13 protein-coding genes are annotated in these 16,565 nt (G+C 66.3%); 4 read left to right on the forward strand and 9 right to left on the reverse strand.

What is annotated here, in order from left to right; translation table 11 throughout:
• The coding region (locus EJB06_RS32785; RefSeq protein ID WP_229427371.1) for a hypothetical protein at positions 1–184 on the forward strand (184 nt) is incomplete at its 5' end.
• 188 nt (positions 185–372) lie between these two features.
• Positions 373–660 carry a hypothetical protein gene (locus EJB06_RS32790; RefSeq protein WP_229427372.1) on the forward strand — a complete coding sequence of 96 codons (288 nt, stop codon included), beginning with the start codon at positions 373–375 and terminating at the stop codon, positions 658–660.
• A gap of 125 nt (positions 661–785) precedes the next feature.
• On the opposite strand, the gene EJB06_RS30975 is transcribed toward EJB06_RS32790, so the two are convergent.
• The 9 genes from EJB06_RS30975 to EJB06_RS31015 form a co-directional block, all read right to left on the reverse strand.
• The gene (locus EJB06_RS30975) at positions 786–1,910 is read right to left on the reverse strand and encodes a ribonucleotide-diphosphate reductase subunit beta (RefSeq protein WP_126077882.1); all 1,125 of its coding nucleotides are present in this window, start codon (positions 1,908–1,910) and stop codon (positions 786–788) included.
• Between the two features lie 105 nt (positions 1,911–2,015).
• Positions 2,016–4,976: a ribonucleoside-diphosphate reductase subunit alpha gene (locus EJB06_RS30980; RefSeq protein WP_126077883.1), complete on the reverse strand. Its 2,961-nt coding sequence runs from the start codon at positions 4,974–4,976 to the stop codon at positions 2,016–2,018.
• A gap of 667 nt (positions 4,977–5,643) precedes the next feature.
• A complete protein-coding gene (locus EJB06_RS30985; RefSeq protein WP_126077884.1) occupies positions 5,644–7,065 on the reverse strand; it encodes a sigma-54-dependent transcriptional regulator in 1,422 nt (473 codons plus the stop codon).
• A complete protein-coding gene (locus EJB06_RS30990; RefSeq protein ID WP_126077885.1) occupies positions 7,062–8,801 on the reverse strand; it encodes a sensor histidine kinase in 1,740 nt (579 codons plus the stop codon). Before EJB06_RS30990 ends, EJB06_RS30985 begins: the two co-directional genes overlap by 4 nt.
• Positions 8,801–9,064, reverse strand: coding sequence for a PP0621 family protein (locus EJB06_RS30995; RefSeq protein WP_126077886.1), 264 nt, complete (start codon positions 9,062–9,064; stop codon positions 8,801–8,803). Before EJB06_RS30995 ends, EJB06_RS30990 begins: the two co-directional genes overlap by 1 nt.
• Positions 9,061–9,864, reverse strand: coding sequence for a cytochrome C assembly family protein (locus tag EJB06_RS31000; protein WP_126077887.1), 804 nt, complete (start codon positions 9,862–9,864; stop codon positions 9,061–9,063). The genes EJB06_RS30995 and EJB06_RS31000 overlap by 4 nt, the downstream gene beginning before the upstream one ends.
• 67 nt (positions 9,865–9,931) lie before the next feature.
• Positions 9,932–10,729, reverse strand: coding sequence for an ABC transporter ATP-binding protein (locus tag EJB06_RS31005; RefSeq protein WP_126077888.1), 798 nt, complete (start codon positions 10,727–10,729; stop codon positions 9,932–9,934).
• Position 10,730: 1 nt separating this feature from the next.
• Complete coding sequence (locus tag EJB06_RS31010; RefSeq protein ID WP_126077889.1) at positions 10,731–11,546, reverse strand: ABC transporter permease; 816 nt, start codon at positions 11,544–11,546, stop codon at positions 10,731–10,733.
• A gap of 45 nt (positions 11,547–11,591) precedes the next feature.
• Positions 11,592–12,578, reverse strand: coding sequence for an ABC transporter substrate-binding protein (locus EJB06_RS31015; protein WP_126077890.1), 987 nt, complete (start codon positions 12,576–12,578; stop codon positions 11,592–11,594).
• A gap of 285 nt (positions 12,579–12,863) precedes the next feature.
• Between EJB06_RS31015 and EJB06_RS31020 the strand changes: the two genes are divergently transcribed.
• Positions 12,864–14,780: an NHL repeat-containing protein gene (locus EJB06_RS31020; protein WP_126077891.1), complete on the forward strand. Its 1,917-nt coding sequence runs from the start codon at positions 12,864–12,866 to the stop codon at positions 14,778–14,780.
• Positions 14,781–15,266: 486 nt separating this feature from the next.
• The coding region (locus tag EJB06_RS32795; protein WP_502559462.1) for an NHL repeat-containing protein at positions 15,267–16,565 on the forward strand (1,299 nt) is incomplete at its 3' end.

A 16,565-nucleotide genomic window follows, 5' to 3' on the forward strand; every position in this document is an offset into this window, starting at 1 on the left:
CCCGCGCGGCACGCACCGCGCGCGCGCGTGCATGCGCCGTTCACGCCACGCCGCGCGCACCGTGTGCGCCGCGGGCGCACCGCGCGACGCCGCCGCGCGCCGCGTCGATGTCCTCATCCCGATCGCGTCGACAAAGTCCCTCGCACATGTGCAATGCATTGATTCGTCACGCAAATTGTTCTGATGACGCTGTGCGGCGCCTGCGATTTTCGTCCGCCGCGCGCGCGCCGCCAGCGCCGCAAGCGCGCGTAAAAGCGGCGCCCTTGATCATGCGCACGATCGCCATCGGCGATGTCGGGCGCATCGAATCGCGCGCCGATGCGGCCCGCGCCGCCGGCCGGATCGGTGAAATTTCGATGAACGATATGCGCGATGCGCATTGCCGGCGATCGGCAAAAGGCCGGCGCGAAGCTCGGCAATCGGAGCGTCATGGCGCTGCGGCGACGCCCGAATCGAACGTCATCGGTGCGTGCGAATGCGCTCGCCGGCGGCCGCGCGCGGCACGTCGCGGCGGCATTTTCGCAGCGCGCGAGCGCGCCGGCCGGCGTGCTCGATGGCGCGCGCGGCGCGCGAATCGGCCGCGTGAAGGTGCGCGGATTTCTTTTTGCACGACGAGGCGCATCGTCGTCAAACCGTTGGGATTTTTCCACAACTCGATGACGCGTGAATGCGCCGCGCGCAAAAAGCACCTGCGTAAACAAACGCGGGCGAACATGAATGTTCGCCCGAAGCTCCTTGCCCTGTCGATGGCGCCGGCGTTGTTCCCCGGCCCATCGCGCTGTCGCTTATTCCCAGTTCAACGCGCCACCGGTCTGGTACTCGGTTACGCGCGTCTCGAAGAAGTTGCGTTCCTTTTTCAGGTCGATCATCTCGCTCATCCACGGGAACGGGTTTTCTTCCTGGGCGAACATCGCATCCAGGCCGATCTGCTGCGCGCGGCGGTTCGCGATGAAGCGCAGGTAACCCTTGAACATGGTCGCGTTCAGGCCCAGCACGCCGCGCGGCATGGTGTCTTCGGCGTAGGCATATTCCAGGTCGACCGCTTTCAGGAACAGTTGCTTGATCTCTTCCTTGAAGGCCGGGGTCCACAGCAGCGGGTTTTCCATCTTGATCGTGTTGATCAGGTCGATGCCGAAGTTGCAGTGCATCGATTCGTCGCGCAGGATGTACTGGTACTGCTCGGCCGCGCCCATCATCTTGTTCTGGCGGCCCAGCGCCAGGATCTGGGTGAAGCCGACGTAGAAGAACAGGCCTTCCATCAGGCAGGCGAACACGATCAGCGACTTGAGCAGCTTCTGGTCGTTCTCGACGGTGCCGGTGGTGAAGGCCGGATCGGTCAGGGTGTTGATGAACGGAATCAGGAACTCGTCCTTGTCGCGGATCGACTTGACTTCGTTGTAGGCGTTGAAGATCTCGCCCTCGTCCAGGCCCAGCGACTCCACGATGTACTGGTAGGCGTGGGTGTGGATCGCTTCCTCGAAGGCCTGGCGCAGCAGGTACTGGCGGCATTCCGGCGCCGTGATGTGGCGGTAGGTGCCGAGCACGATGTTGTTGGCGGCCAGCGAATCGGCGGTCACGAAGAAGCCCAGGTTGCGTTTCACCAGGCGGCGCTCGTCTTCGGTCAGGCCGTTGGGATTCTTCCACAGCTCGATGTCGCGCTGCATGTTGACCTCTTGCGGCATCCAGTGATTGGCGCAGCCGGCCAGGTATTTGTCCCACGCCCATTTGTACTTGAACGGGACCAGCTGGTTCACATCGGTCTTGCCGTTGATGATGCGCTTGTCGTCGGCGTGCACGCGCTTGGCGACCGATGCGGCATCGGCTTGCGCTTCGGCCGCAGGTTGGGCGGCATTCTGCGCCACGGTTCGCGCGGCTGGCGCGCTGGCTGTTTCATCGTCCCAGGACAACATGGTGGATTCCTCTTTTCGTCAATTCGTCTGTGTTCAATTCGGTCTTGCGCGGAGCGCCGCGGCGCTCCGCCGGTTTGCCAGCTGTCAGCTGTCAGCTGTCAGCTGTTACTGGCAGGCTTCGCATTCCTCGAAGCCGTCGTCGCCCGGACGCAGGTAGCACGCCGCGCCGTCTTCCTCGGCCGCCGCGGCGGCCACCGAGGCGGCCGTCGCCGCCGCGGCAGCTGCCGCCGCCGTCTCGGCCGCCGCGCCCATGGCGTGGGCCGACATGCCGCCGTCCACCGCCACCGCGTTCAGCGCGCCGGTCTTGGAAGTCGATTTTTCCATGTGGGTCGCGGCGATGGTGCGCAGGTAGTAGGTGGTCTTCAGGCCGCGCAGCCAGGCCAGCTTGTAGGTCTCGTCGAGCTTCTTGCCCGAGGCGCCCGCCATATAGATGTTCAGCGACTGGGCCTGGTCGATCCACTTCTGGCGGCGCGAGGCCGCTTCCACCAGCCAGCTCGGCGAGACTTCGAAGGCCGTTGCGTAAATGTCACGCAGGTCTTGCGGGATGCGGTCGATCTTGGCCAGCGAGCCGTCGAAGTATTTCAGGTCGGCGATCATGACTTCGTCCCACAGGTCGCGCGCCTTGAGGTCACGCACCAGGTACGAGTTGATTTCGGTAAATTCGCCGGACAGGTTCGACTTCACATACAGGTTCTGGAAGGTCGGTTCGATGCAGGCCGACACGCCGATGATGTTCGAAATGGTCGCGGTCGGGGCGATCGCCACGCAGTTCGAATTGCGCATGCCGAACTGCTTGATGCGCTCGCGCACCACGGTCCAGTCCATCGACGAGGACATGTCGACTTCCAGGTAGCCGCCGCGCTCGTCGGCCAGCAGCTTGACCGAATCCTGCGGCAGGATGCCGCGATCCCACAGCGAGCCGCTGTACGACTCGTAGCGGCCGCGCTCTTCGGCCAGCTCGGTCGAGGCCAGGTAGGCGTAGTAGCACACCGCTTCCATCGACGAATCGGCGAATTGAACCGCCTCGTTCGAGGAGTAAGGCACGCGCATCATGTGCAGGCAATCCTGGAAGCCCATGATCCCCATGCCCACCGGACGGTGGCGCATGTTCGAGTTGCGGGCTTTTTCGACGGCGTAGTAATTGATATCGATGACGTTGTCGAGCATGCGCATCGCGGTGCGCACGGTCTTCTGCAGCTTGACCGGGTCCAGCTTGCCTTCTTTCATGTGCGCCGGCAAGTTCACGGAACCGAGGTTGCAGACCGCGATTTCGGACTCGTTGGTGTTCAGGGTGATTTCGGTGCACAGGTTCGAGCTGTGGACCACGCCCACGTGTTGCTGTGGCGAACGGATGTTGCATGGGTCCTTGAAGGTGATCCATGGGTGGCCGGTTTCGAACAGCATCGACAGCATCTTGCGCCACAGGTCGAGCGCGGCGATCTTCTTGAATACGCGGATCTCGCCGGCGGCGGCCTTCGCTTCGTAGCCGGTGTAGGCCGCTTCGAAGGCCTTGCCGACCTTGTCGTGCAGGTCCGGCGTTTCGGACGGCGAGAACAGGGTCCACTCGCCCTTTTCCATCACGCGCTTCATGAACAGGTCGGGAATCCAGTTGGCCGTGTTCATGTCGTGGGTGCGGCGGCGGTCGTCGCCGGTGTTCTTGCGCAGGTCGAGGAATTCTTCCACGTCCATGTGCCAGGTTTCCAGGTAGGCGCACACCGCGCCCTTGCGCTTGCCGCCCTGGTTGACCGCCACGGCGGTGTCGTTGACCACTTTCAGGAACGGCACCACGCCTTGCGACTTGCCGTTGGTGCCCTTGATGTGGGCGCCCAGGGCGCGCACCGGGGTCCAGTCGTTGCCCAGGCCGCCGGCGAACTTGGCCAGCAGCGCGTTTTCTTTAATGGCGTCGTAGATGCCTTCCAGGTCGTCCGAGACGGTGGTCAGGTAGCACGACGAGAGCTGCGAGCGCAGGGTGCCCGAATTGAACAGGGTCGGGGTCGAGCTCATGAAGTCGAACGACGACAGCAGGTTGTAGAACTCGATGGCGCGCGCTTCGCGGTTTTCTTCGCGCAGCGACAGGCCCATGGCCACGCGCATGTAGAAAGCCTGCGGCATTTCGATGCGCACGTCGCGCACGTGCAGGAAGTAGCGGTCGTACAGGGTTTGCAGGCCGATGTAGCCGAACTGCAAGTCACGGTCGGCCACCAGGGCGCGGGCCAGCTTGGCCAGGTCGAAACTGGCCAGGACCGGGTCCAGCAGCTCGTTGGCGATACCCTTGGCGATGTATTGCGGGAAGTACTCTATATAGTGTGCCGCCGCTTGCGCCTGCGGGACGTCCTGGCCGAACACTTCCTTGCGGATGGTGTGCAGCAGGATGCGGGCGGTGACCTGCGAGTAGGCCGGGTCTTTTTCCATCAGGGCGCGAGCGGCCAGGATGGCGGACTTGTGCAGCTCTTCGACCGGCACGCCGTCGTACAGGTTCTTGACCGTTTCAGCCAGGATGGCGTCGGCGTCGACGTGTTTTTCCAGGCCGACGCAGGCGGCGCCGATCAGGTCGCGCACCTGGTTCATGTCGAGCAGGCGGCGCTGGCCGTTCTCCAGCACGTGGATCTGCGGGGCAGCCACGTCGGACGAGCCGCCTTGCGCTTCCTTCTGCAGGCGGCGCTCTTCCATGTGCTTGGCGCGGTACAGCACGTAGGCGCGCGCCACGTCGTGCTCGCCCGAGCGCATCAGCGACAGTTCGACCTGGTCCTGCACGTCTTCGATGTGGAAGGTGCCGCCCGATGGCTGGCGGCGGATCAGGGCCGACACCACGTTCTCGGTGAGCTGCTCGACCAGTTCGCGCACGCGCGCGGAGCCGGCGCTCTGGCCGCCGTTAACGGCCAAAAAGGCCTTGGTGACGGCGATCGAGATCTTCGATGGTTCAAACGCGACGACGGCGCCGTTGCGGCGGATGATGCGGTAGTCGCCGCGGGCGGCAACAGCGGCGGCGCTGGTGGACGCGGCCGGAGCGGCCGCTCCAGGTGTGACGTGCAATTGGTTAATCGAAGAATCTTGGGATGCTTGCATGGAACCTCCTGGAGCGGCGGGCTTTGGTCTGCCGCCGGTTGTTATCAAGTGGACGGCATGAATCGGCCGCCCCCAACAAATACAAAAACAAAAAAACTACCCCGCCGGCCTGGAATCCGAGGCCGGCGCCGTGACGCGCGAAGGTGGGTTGAGTGCGTTAAATCCTGGCTTGCCGGTGCTGCGTAATGGCTGCTGAGCTATCGGTGGCAGAGCTTCCGAAACCACTATATCTAGTCGATTGATCAAATGTGGGACTAATTGTAGTGCCTCACCGGGGTAGTGGCAATAGAATTACTGGCAATTTTTTCCCGTGTTTCCCTTGACTTTTATGAGTCAGGTTGCATAGAGGATTACGCGGTTAGCGGGTACTAACGGCTGCCATTTTTTGAAGCAGCCGCCAGCTCGCGCGCTTGCCGTTTCCGGGTCGCGGGGCAGCATTATAAACCGCGGGGGGAGCGGGCGCCGGAATGGGGTCCCCCGCCCGGCGCAAGGCGCAAGGGCGAACCTCCTTAGAACCGATCCCGGTGGATCGGGGAAGCCGATGGTGATGCATGATAAGCGAGGGCAAGGCGCGAGCAGGCCGCATGGCGAGCCATGTAACGACCAACGACGCGGCGCTCGCTTGCCAGGCGCGCCAGGAGCGACTCCGATCTACTGAGACAGGCTCTCAGCCTTCCGGCTCCTGGATATCGAGCTTCTGCATCTGGTAGCGCAGCTGGCGGAAACTGATCCCCAGCAGCATGGCCGCCTGGGTGCGGTTGAACTGGGTCTGGGCCAGCGCGCGCAGGATGATCTCGCGTTCGACCTGTTCCAGGTAATCGGGCAGGCTGCTGGGCAGCTCCGCCGGCGCGGCCGCCACCTGGGCCGGCGCCGCCGGTGCGGCCGGTGCGGCCGGTGCCGCAGCCGCCGCCTCGGGCGCCGGCCGCTCGGCCACGCGCGCCCCTTTCAGCGACAGGTCGCCGACCTCGATCACGCCATCGTTGGCGAACGCCAGCGCCCGTTCCAGCACGTTCTCCAGCTCGCGCACATTGCCGGGGAAGGAATAGGTGCGCAAGGTTTCCAGCACCTGCGGCCCGAGCGCGGCCTGCTGCCCCGGCCCGGCCAGGCGCGCCAGCATGCCGTTAACCAGCACGCCCAGGTCGTCGAGGCGCTCGCGCAGCGGCGGCACGCTCAGCTCGATCACATTCAGGCGGTAAAACAGATCTTGCCGGAACTTGCCGGTTTCGACGCAGTGCGCCAGGTTCTGGTGGGTGGCGCTGATGATGCGCACGTCGACCGGCTCCTCGGCGGTCGCGCCGATCTTGCGCACGCGCCGCTCCTGGATCGCGCGCAGCAGCTTGACCTGCATCGCCAGCGGCAGGTCGGCCACTTCGTCGAGCATCAGGGTGCCGCCGTTGGCCGCATGGAAGAACCCGTCGCGCTCGTCGGCCGCGCCCGTAAACGCGCCCTTGCGGTAGCCGAAAAACTCCGCTTCCATCAGCGCTTCGGGAATCGCGCCGCAGTTCACGGCGATGAAGGGCTTGCCGGCGCGCGAGCTGCGCGCGTGGATTTCGCGCGCCACCAGTTCCTTGCCGCTGCCCGACTCGCCGGTGATGGCGATCGGCGCCATCGAGCGCGCCAGCCGCTCGATCTGGCCGCGCAGCGCCTGCATCACGGCCGATTCGCCGATCAGGCGCGAGGCGCTGCCGGCGGCGGCCGGGCTGCCCGCCTGCGCGGACGGCGCCGACAGGCGCAGGGCCGACTGCACCATCACCCGCAAGTCGTCCAGCACCACCGGCTTGGAGACGTAATCGAAGGCGCCCGCCTTCAGGGCCACCACCGCGTTGTCGGCGCTGCCGTAGGCGGTCACCACCGCGATCGGGGTCGATTTGTTCGAGGCGCCGACTTCCTGCACCAGTTCCAGGCCCAGGCCGTCGGGCAGGCGCATGTCGGTCAGGATCAGGGCGTAATCGTTTTGCGCCAGGAAGGCGCGCGCCTCGCGCAGCGTCTCGGCGCTGTCCACATCGAGCCCCATCCTGACCAGCGTGATTTCCAGCAGTTCGCGTAAATCCGCCTCGTCATCGACGACCAGTACGCGGGGTGATGTCATGTTGTTGCCTTTCTGTTACCGTTACTACCGTTACCAAGGGCGCCGCGCGCCCCCAGCGGCTGCGCGAACGAAATCACAAAGCGGCCGCTGGCCGCGCGCACGCCGAAGCCGCTGGCATCGAAGCGATATTCGTAATCGAGCATCGCCGCGTTGTTCAGGCACAGCTCGCGCGCCAGGTACAGCCCCAGCCCGGTGCCCTTGCTCGATGTCGTATAGAACGGTTCGAACAGGTGGGCCCGCACCTCCGGCGTGATGCCCGGTCCGTCGTCCTGCACGTGCAGCTCCATGCCGCCGGCCGAATCGGTGACCACGTACACCCGGATACTGCCCACCCCGCCACTGGCGTAGCGCAGGGCATTGGTCAGCAGGTTGATCACCACTTCGCGCAGGTGCAGGGCGTCGAAACGCACCGGCACGGCGCCAGTGTTGCCTAGCCACACTATATCATCGGCAACCCCCTGGGTTTCATCAAATTCGGCCTTCAACTCATTCAAAAAGGGGCCGAGCAACAACGGCTCGCCATTCGGCTGGACCTTGCGCGACAGTTGGAGTATGTCTTCCACCATGCGGTTGACGCGCGCCACATTGTCGCCGACGATTTTCAGCAGGCGCGCCTGGCCCGGCGCGTGCAGGTCTTCGGCCAGCAGCGCCGTGGCATGGCCGATGGCCGAGAGCGGATTGCGCACTTCGTGGGCGATGCTGGCGGTCAGGCGCCCCATCGAGGCCAGTTTCAATTCCTGGGCCTGGTTTTCGATGGCGGTCACGTCCTGCAGGAAGATCACGCAGCGCTCGGACGCCTCGTCGACCGTGTCCACGCGCGCGAAGCGCAGCTTGAGGTGGGCCGCCAGGTCGCGCCGCCCGCTCCAGGCGGCGCTGCCGTCGTCGCCCCCGCCGCTGTCGCGGTAGGGCTTGACGGTGACGAAGGCGGCGCGCGCCGCGCCCGCGAGCGGCCCGACCTGCTGCCGCCACTCGGAAAACGCGAACGCCACCGGTTCCAGCGCCGGCACCTCGGACAGGGCAAAGCCGCTGTCGCCGTTGGCCAGGCCCAGCATGTGCTGGGCGGCCGGGTTGCCGGCCAGGATGCGGCCCTCGCGGTCGACCACGAGGATGCCGTCGGCGACGTCGGCGATGACGATCTGGTTGATCGCCTGCTGGATCTTGAGGTCGGCCCCGTGGCGCGCGGCCAGTTCTTCCTGCCGGATCAGGCGGGCGGCCAGGCGGCTGACCACCATCACGATGGCGAAGAACACGCCGCCATACAGGCCGGCCTGGGTGATCGGCATGCTGGCCACGCCAGCGAAGGCCTGGTAGACGGCGTCGATCAGCAGGAACAGGGTCACCAGCGCGGCCGACAGCAGGGCCAGCAGGCGCGGCGCCAGGATCGCGGCCCCGGCCAGCGGGAACAGGTACAGGATCACCAGGCTGCCGCGCCCCTCCTGGGCGGCCATGTAGAGCATCGAGATGACCGCGATGTCGACCGCGATCTGCACCACCACCTGCGCCAGGAAACGCACCCGCACGTACACGCAGGCCAGCGCGAAGGCGCCGGACATGACCAGGTAGGCGATGCAGGTTTCGGTATACAGATCGTGGCCGGCCGAGGGCACGTCCTTGCGGTCGAACGCCAGGTAGGCCAGCAGCACCAGCGAAATGACGATGCGGGTGCCGCTCAGCGCCTGCAGCGAGCGCCAGAACGTGGCGCGCGACTCGGCCGACAAGCCGCTCCAGAACGACATCACCCGGGCCGGTGCGGCTGGTGCGCGTGTTCGGAACTGCAATAGGCGCGCCCGTCGGCGGTGACCGCTTCCGACTCGGGGAAGTACACATGGCAGTGCGCGCATTCGATGGTGGCGCCCAGTTCGCGGATCGGGTGGGCGCGCGCGCCGGGGCCCGGCTGGCCGGGCGGCGGCGTCATGTCGCGCAGCTTGCCGCGGATCTTGCTGCGAATGGCCGCGATCACCAGCACGATCAGTGCGACCCAGAACAGAATGCGCATCATGCCAGCCCCCGGTGCAAAATCACTTCAAGAACGAAACGGCTGCCGACATAGGCCAGCACCAGGGTGGCGAAACCGGCCAGGGTGAAGCGCAGCGCGGTCTTGCCGCGCCAGCCGCGCCAGCGCCGTCCGGCCAGCAGCGCGGCGAACAGGAACCAGGACAGCAGCGCGAACACGCTCTTGTGGTCCCATTTGAGCACGGTGCCGAACAACTGCTCGGAGAACACGATCCCCGACAGCACGGTCAGGCTGAGCAGCACGAAGCCGATCCAGATCAGGCGGAACAGCAGCTTTTCCATGGTCAGCAGGGCCGGCAGCTGGTCGAGCGCCGTGGCCAGCCAGCCGGCCTGCGGGTTGCGCGCGTGCAGCCGGGTTTCCTGGAGCGCCATCAGGACCGCGTGGAAGGCGGCGATGGTCAGGGTGCTGTAGGCCAGGATGGCGACCGCGATATGCCAGCCGAAGGCCGGGGCGCGCCCTTCAAGCTGCAGCACGCTGCCCGGGAACACGGCCGGCAGCAGGGCGGCGGCGGCCGCGCACGGCATCACCAGGCGGCGCAGGCCGTCGAGCGCGAAATTGCGGTTCTCGATCCAGTAGGCCGCCACCGAAATCCACAAGGCGGCCGAGATCATCAGCGCGAAGCCGATCCGCACGCTGCCGGGCGCCACCATGTCGAGCCACAGGGCGGCGCCGTGCAGCAGCCAGGCCAGCGCCGTGACGGCCGAAATGAGCGACCCGCGCGGGGAAGGAAGAAGGGCGCACACCGCGTACAGCAGCGCCGCTGCGATAAGTAAGTAAGTCTGCATCCTGCAAGTTTACACTATCGGCGCGCGGCGGCGGGGACGGCGTGCCGATGTTCCCGCCGCCGCCCCGCTAATCGATGGCCGCCATGCGCAGCTCGTCGTTATGGTGGCGCTGCTGCTCCTCCATCACCAGCTGGCCCAGCTCGCGCTTGAGGGCATTGAACGCCGGCGCGGCCGGGTCGCGCAGGCGCGGCAGGTCGACCAGCACATCGCGCTTGACGGTGCCGGGCCGGTAGGTCATCACCACGATGCGGTCGGCCAGGTAGATCGCTTCCTCGATGCTGTGGGTGACGAACAGGATGGTCTTGCCGGTAGCGGCCCAGATGCGCAGCAATTCGTCCTGCAGGTTGCGCCGGGTCAGGGCGTCGAGCGCGCCGAAGGGCTCGTCCATCAGCATGATCGGCGAGTCCAGCGCCAGCACCCGCGCGATCGCCACGCGCTGGCGCATCCCGCCCGACAGGTCCTTCGGATAGCGCTGGCGGAAGTCGGCCAGCGACAGCATCTCCAGCAGCGCGCCGACGGTGGCCGCGATGGCGTCCCTGGCGAGCCCCTTGATCTGCAGGCCGAAGGCGATGTTCTGCTCGACCGTCATCCAGGGGAACAGCGCGTACTCCTGGAACACCATGCCGCGCTCCGGCCCCGGCCCGCTCACCTGGCGCCCGCCGCTGCGGATGGTGCCGCGCGTGGGCAGCGCAAAGCCGGCCACCGCGTTGAGCAGGGTCGACTTGCCGCAGCCCGAGGGCCCCAGCAGGCAGGTGAATTGCCCGGCCGGGATCTCCAGGTGGATGTCGCGCAGCGCGACCAGCTCGCGCCCGCCGCTGTGGAATACCTTGTCGACGCCGTCGATATGGATGGTCGATGCGCTCATCTCAGTTCTCCAGGCCGCGGTGCCAGCGCAGCAGATAGTTGTTCAGGCGGTTCATGCCGACATCGATCGCCAGCCCCAGCATGCCGATGCTGATCATGCCGGCCATGATCTTGTCGGACCAAAAATACTCGCGCGCTTCCAGGATGCGGAAACCCAGGCCATTGTTCACGGCGATCATTTCCGACACGATCACCACGATGAAGGCGGTGCCGATCCCGATCCGCACGCCCGACAATATATAAGGCACGGCGGCCGGCAGGATCACGCGCAGGAACAGGGTGCGGCGGCCGGCGCCGAGGTTGCGCGCGGCGCGCAGGTAGATCGCGTCGACCTGGCGCACCCCGGCGATGGTATTGATCAGCACCGGAAAAAAAGCCCCCAGCGCGATCAGGAACACGGCCGGCGGGTTGCCCAGCCCGAACCACAGGATCGCCAGCGGAATGTAGGCGATCGGCGGAATCGGGCGCAGCAGCTGCACCAGCGGATTGAACCAGGCATACACGCGCGCATTCGCCCCCATCGCCAGCCCGAGCGGCAGCGCCAGCCCGGCGCCGATGGCAAAGCCGAGTACCACCCGCACCATGCTGGTGAGGGCGTCGACCATCAGCTCGCCCGAAAACGCCCAGGCCAGCCAGCTGCCGCCCGCGTGCGGCTGCAGCGGCAGCAGGTATTCGACCCACTTGCGCAGCACCGCCAGCGGCGACGGCAGCACCTGCGGATTGACCAGCCCCTGCACCGCCGCCAGTTGCCACAGGCCGATCGCCACCACCGGCACCACCAGGCCGATGCCCATTTCGCGTAACTGTCTGCTGTTCATGCCACCTCCGGAAAACGTTGTGTTGTCGGCCTGCCTTGCCCGCCGCTATTGCATGGCCACGCTTTTCTTGGCCGCGTCGAGCATGTCGGTGCGCACCCAGTCCCTCGCCAGCGGCGGGCGCGCCAGCCGCCCCACCCCGGTCCTGACCATGGTGTCGGTGGTGATCTGGATATGCTCGGCCGTCACATCGAGCGAATACGGCGAATTGCCGATCGCATCCTCGAAATCGTCCTTGCTGATCTGGCCCTTGAAGATGGTTTCGCGCACGTACTTCTCGGCCACTCCCGGATGGCGGATGAAGGTGCGGGTGGCCTGCACGAAGCAGCGCATGAATTTCTCGGCCAGCGCCCGCTTGCCGCCGTAGAAGGCTTCGGTCATCACCATGGTGCGCACCGGTTCGCCGATCGGGGTATCGTAGGGTTTCAGCACTTCGCTCCCGAAGCCCTTGTTGATGGCTTGCGAGGATTGCGGTTCGGACTGCATCATGGCGTCGATATTGCCGCCCATCAGCGCCTGGTTGAGGTCGGCGAACGGCAGGTAAATCACCTGCACGTCCTTGCCGGGTGCGCTGTCGACGCTCATGCCGTGCTTTTGCAGCTCGGCCATCAGCAATACTTCCTGGATGCCGCCGCGCGTCACGCCCACCTTTTTGCCCTTCAGGTCGCGCATGCCCTTCACGCCCAGATGGGGCCGCGCCACCAGGCGCGCCCCGCCCCTGGCGAAACCGGCCACCACGAAGATGCGCGCCCCGCTGGCGCGGCCCGCGATGGCCGCCTCGGACGCGGTCGTGCCCACATCGAGTTCGCCGGCGATGATCGCCTGCATCACGTCGAGGCCCTTGGCGAAGATTTTCTCTTCGACCCGGATGCCGCAGGTCGGCGCGATTTCCTTGATGTACGAGACTGCGCCGAAATGCGCGAACTTGAGGTTGCCGAGGCGGACCACCTCCTGCGCCTGGCTGCTGGCGGCGACGCACAAGGCCGCCAGGACGATGTTCTTGCAGACGATGTTACAGATGCGCTTGCCTGTCATGCCAATCTCCGGTCGATGCTGCAGAGTCGATGGGTATTCTTGATTGCCTTGTGGAAAGATATCTCGGCAATAAGTCAATGTCCAACGACTGGCGCAAGCTTTGCGCGGATAGGAAGACGCTCCCGGGCTGAAAGGGATCAAGCAAACCCGGATTGCATAAGTGCATCGGCGTAGCGTTGTTTTTCGTCCGCGCGGTTCATGCGCGCGCCGCGGCGCTGCTTACGCAACATTACATTTAAGTAAATCTTCGCGTATTAGAATGAGGATCGATTCCAGGAGACCACGATGACGAGCAAGACATTTCAACTGCGCCGCATGACCATCCAGATGGGCGCCGCCGCGCTGCTGGCAGCCTGCGGCGGCGGCGGCGACAACCCGACGCCGACCCCGACACCGACCCCGACCCCGACCCCGACCCCGACCCCGACCCCGACCCCGACACCGACGCCAACGCCGACGCCAACGCCGACGCCGACGCCGAGCTACCCCGGTCCGGCGCTGCCGGCCGGCCTGACCCTGATCGCCGGCGACACCGGCAGCGCCGTGCGCGCCGACGGCGCCGGCCAGGACGCGCGCTTCGACGCCATTCAAGATTATGAACTCGACAGCAAGGGCACGCTGTACATCAGCGAGTCCAAGCGCGACAGCAAGGGTGGGTACTACCTGACCGGCTTTTCGATCCGCAGCGTCGGGCGCGATGGCGTGGTGCGCACCTTGTACGTCAATCCGTTCGACGAGGCGGGCGGCGCCTCGGCCTATGGCGACGGCGCCGCGCTGGCGATCGACGCCCGCGATCGGGTGTTTTTCACGAGCAGGGACGGCCGCTTCTTGCTGAACAATAACGGCACTGCAACGCCGGTGCCCGCCAGCGCTGACGACGGGCGCATCGTCACCAGCGCTGGCGGCGTCAGTTATCGCATCAGCACCTATGCCATTGCGCGCATCGGGGCCGACGGCAGCGCCACCGCGCTGGCCGGGGAAGAAGGGATTCCTCCGCCGGGCGCCGTACCTGTCGACGGCACGGGCGGCATCGCACGCTTCATATTCATCTACCGCAACAGCGTCGTGTTCGACCCAGCCGGCAACCTGTACCTGATCGATACAGTGACGATCCGCAAGGTCACGCCGCAAGGGGTGGTCAGCACCCTGGCAGGCGCCACTGGCGGCGGGGACGCGCGCGACGGCGCCGGCAGCGCCGCCCGCTTCGTCCGCCTCGACGGGATGGCATACCGCGACGGCCACTTGCTCGTGGTCGATAATAAGGTGCTGCGCCGCGTGAGCCTGGACGGCGTTGTCGTCAGCACCGCCATCACCGTGCCGAAGATAAACCAACTGATCTCCGACGGACAGGGCCTGCTCTACACGGTCTTCGCCGATCACATCGCCACACTGGGCGCCGACGGCACACTGACCACGCTTGCCGGCAAACCGAATCTGTCCGCCACCTCGGTGGACGGGATCGGCGCCGCCGCGCGCCTGCGCCAGCCGCAATACCTGACCGCCGATCCGTCCGGCAACCTGTACGCCGTCGAACAGCAAAGCATCACCTACCGCAGCTCCGGCCCGGCCTTTAAAAGCGGCATCTACCTGCGCAAGATCGCGCCGGACGGCACAGTCAGTACCACCTTCGGCGACGGCGGCCTGCCGAGCGGCATCGCGGCCGACAAGGCCGGCAATGTGTATGTCTCGTCCCTGGCGTTCAGCTCGCCCACCCCAGGATCCTTGTTACAAGGGCGCACCATCCACAAGCTGGGCGCCGATGGCCAGTGGAGCGTGTTCGCCGGTTCCATCAACGGCGATCCAAGCAAGATCGACGGCACCGGCACCGCCGCCAGGTTCATCGCCCCGCGCATCCTCGGCTTCGACAAGCTGGGCGACCTGTATGTGGAAGACAGCGGTCCGGTGATCCGCCGCATCACGCCGGACGCGGTGGTGAGCACGGTTGCCAGCGCGCCGCCCGAGGTCGGCCAGGTGCTCGACGACGCCGGCAACCGCTACCTGGCCGACAGCGCGCACAGCACGATCCTGAAAATCGCCCCGGGCGGCGCCTCGAGCATCGTGGCCGGCACGCCGGAGCGCGCGGCGACCGTGCTCGGCGCCCTGCCGGGCGGCGTGGAACACCCCAAAGGCCTGGTGCGGATCGGCATCAACAGTTTCGCGTTTATCTCCGGCAACGCGATCCTCAGGGTGGCGCTGCCGTAATCCGGCGCCCGAGGCGAGCTCGCGCCGTCCTACCAGGCGCCAAGCCGGGGCGGTGCGCCTGTACACAGGCCATTGCCGGTTCGCGCTTGTGCGCTTGCACGCTTGTGCGCAGGTCGCCGCGCACCAGTTCCGCGCTCCAGTCCAGGCTCTCCAGGGTGCTGGACACCACCTGTTTTTTGCCGCGCCGATGGCACGGGCGAAGGGCCCTGTCCACCCGGGCCGCTCGCCCTGCGGCGCCGCCGTGCGCCATGCGGCTTCCATCGTGTGATGGGTCACGCGGCCGAACAGCAGCGCATCGGCCCGGGCCAGGATGCGGGCAGCATGGCGATGCAGGCCGGCGTCGGGAATCCCGACCCGGTGGTCGCAGCACCCGGTCAGGACCAGACCCGGAATACCCGGATTGCATCAGCTCGCCGGTTACGCAACATTACATTTAAGGAAATGTTTTCGTATTACAATCGGCAACATGACTTTCAGGAGATCACGATGACGAGCAAGACCTTTCAACTGCGCCGCATGACCATCCAGATGGGGGCGGCCGCGCTGCTGGCAGCCTGCGGCGGCGGCGGCGGCGACCCGACCCCGACCCCGACGCCGACGCCGACGCCGACGCCGACGCCGACGCCGACGCCGACGCCAACGCCCACCCCGACGCCGACCCCGACGCCGACACCGCCCTACCCCGGTCCGGCGCTGCCGGCCGGCCTGACCCTGATCGCCGGCGACACCGGCAGCGCCGTGCGCGCCGACGGTGTCGGGCAGGACGCGCGCTTCGGCGGCATCGTCGATGCTGAACTCGACAGCAAGGGCGCGCTCTACATCAGCGAAATCAAGCGCGACAAAACCGGTGGCTACTACTATTCCGGCTACGCGGTACGCAGCGTGGGCCGCGACGGCACGGTGAAGACCCTGTACGCCGATCCTTTCGACGAGCAACGCGGCGCTTCACCCTCGCTTTATGCCGCCACGCTGGCAATCGACAAACGCGACCAGCTGTTTGTCACCAGCTTGAGCCAGACCCACCTGCTGGGCAAGGACGGCACGGCGACAGCCCTGCCGTTCGGCCAGGGCGGCCAGCGCATCGTCACCAGCGCCGCCGGGGTCAGTTACCGCATCACCTATGCGACCATCTCGCGCATCGAGGCCGACGGCAGCGCCACCGTGCTGGCCGGAGCCGAGACGGTGGTTACCCCGGCCGCCGGCAGCGACGTTGCCGCTCCGGTCGATGGTCCGGGCAGCAGCGCCCGCTTCAAATTCATCCAGCCCGAGACCGTCGTGCTCGACCCGGCCGGCAACCTGTACCTGGCCGACAGCACCATGATCCGCAAGGTCACGCCGCAAGGCCTGGTCAGCACCCTGGCCGGCACCACGGACGGCTCGGCCGCCCGCGACGGCGCCGGCAGCGGCGCACGCTTCATCAATCCGCACAGCATGGCTTACCAGGACGGGCAGTTGCTGGTGATCGACAAGGACACGCTGCGCCGCGTCAGCCTGGATGGGGTCGTGACCACCACCGCCACCAGCTTGCCGACTGCGCGCGTGCTGCGCGCCGACGGGCAAGGCACGCTGTTCGTGATCTTTCCCGAGCACGTAGCAACCCTGGGCGCGGACGGCAAGCTGACCGTGCTTGCCGGCAAACCGAATCTGTCGGAGACCTCGGTGGACGGGATCGGCGCGGCAGCCCGCCTGCGCCTGCCGCAATACCTGACCGCCGATCCGTCCGGCAACCTGTACGCCATCGAACAGCAAACCGTCACCTACCGCAGCTCCGGCCCGGCGTTCAAC

Origin of the sequence: Massilia atriviolacea, assembly GCF_003953935.1 — a bacterium.
GTDB lineage: Bacteria > Pseudomonadota > Gammaproteobacteria > Burkholderiales > Burkholderiaceae_D > Telluria_A > Telluria_A atriviolacea.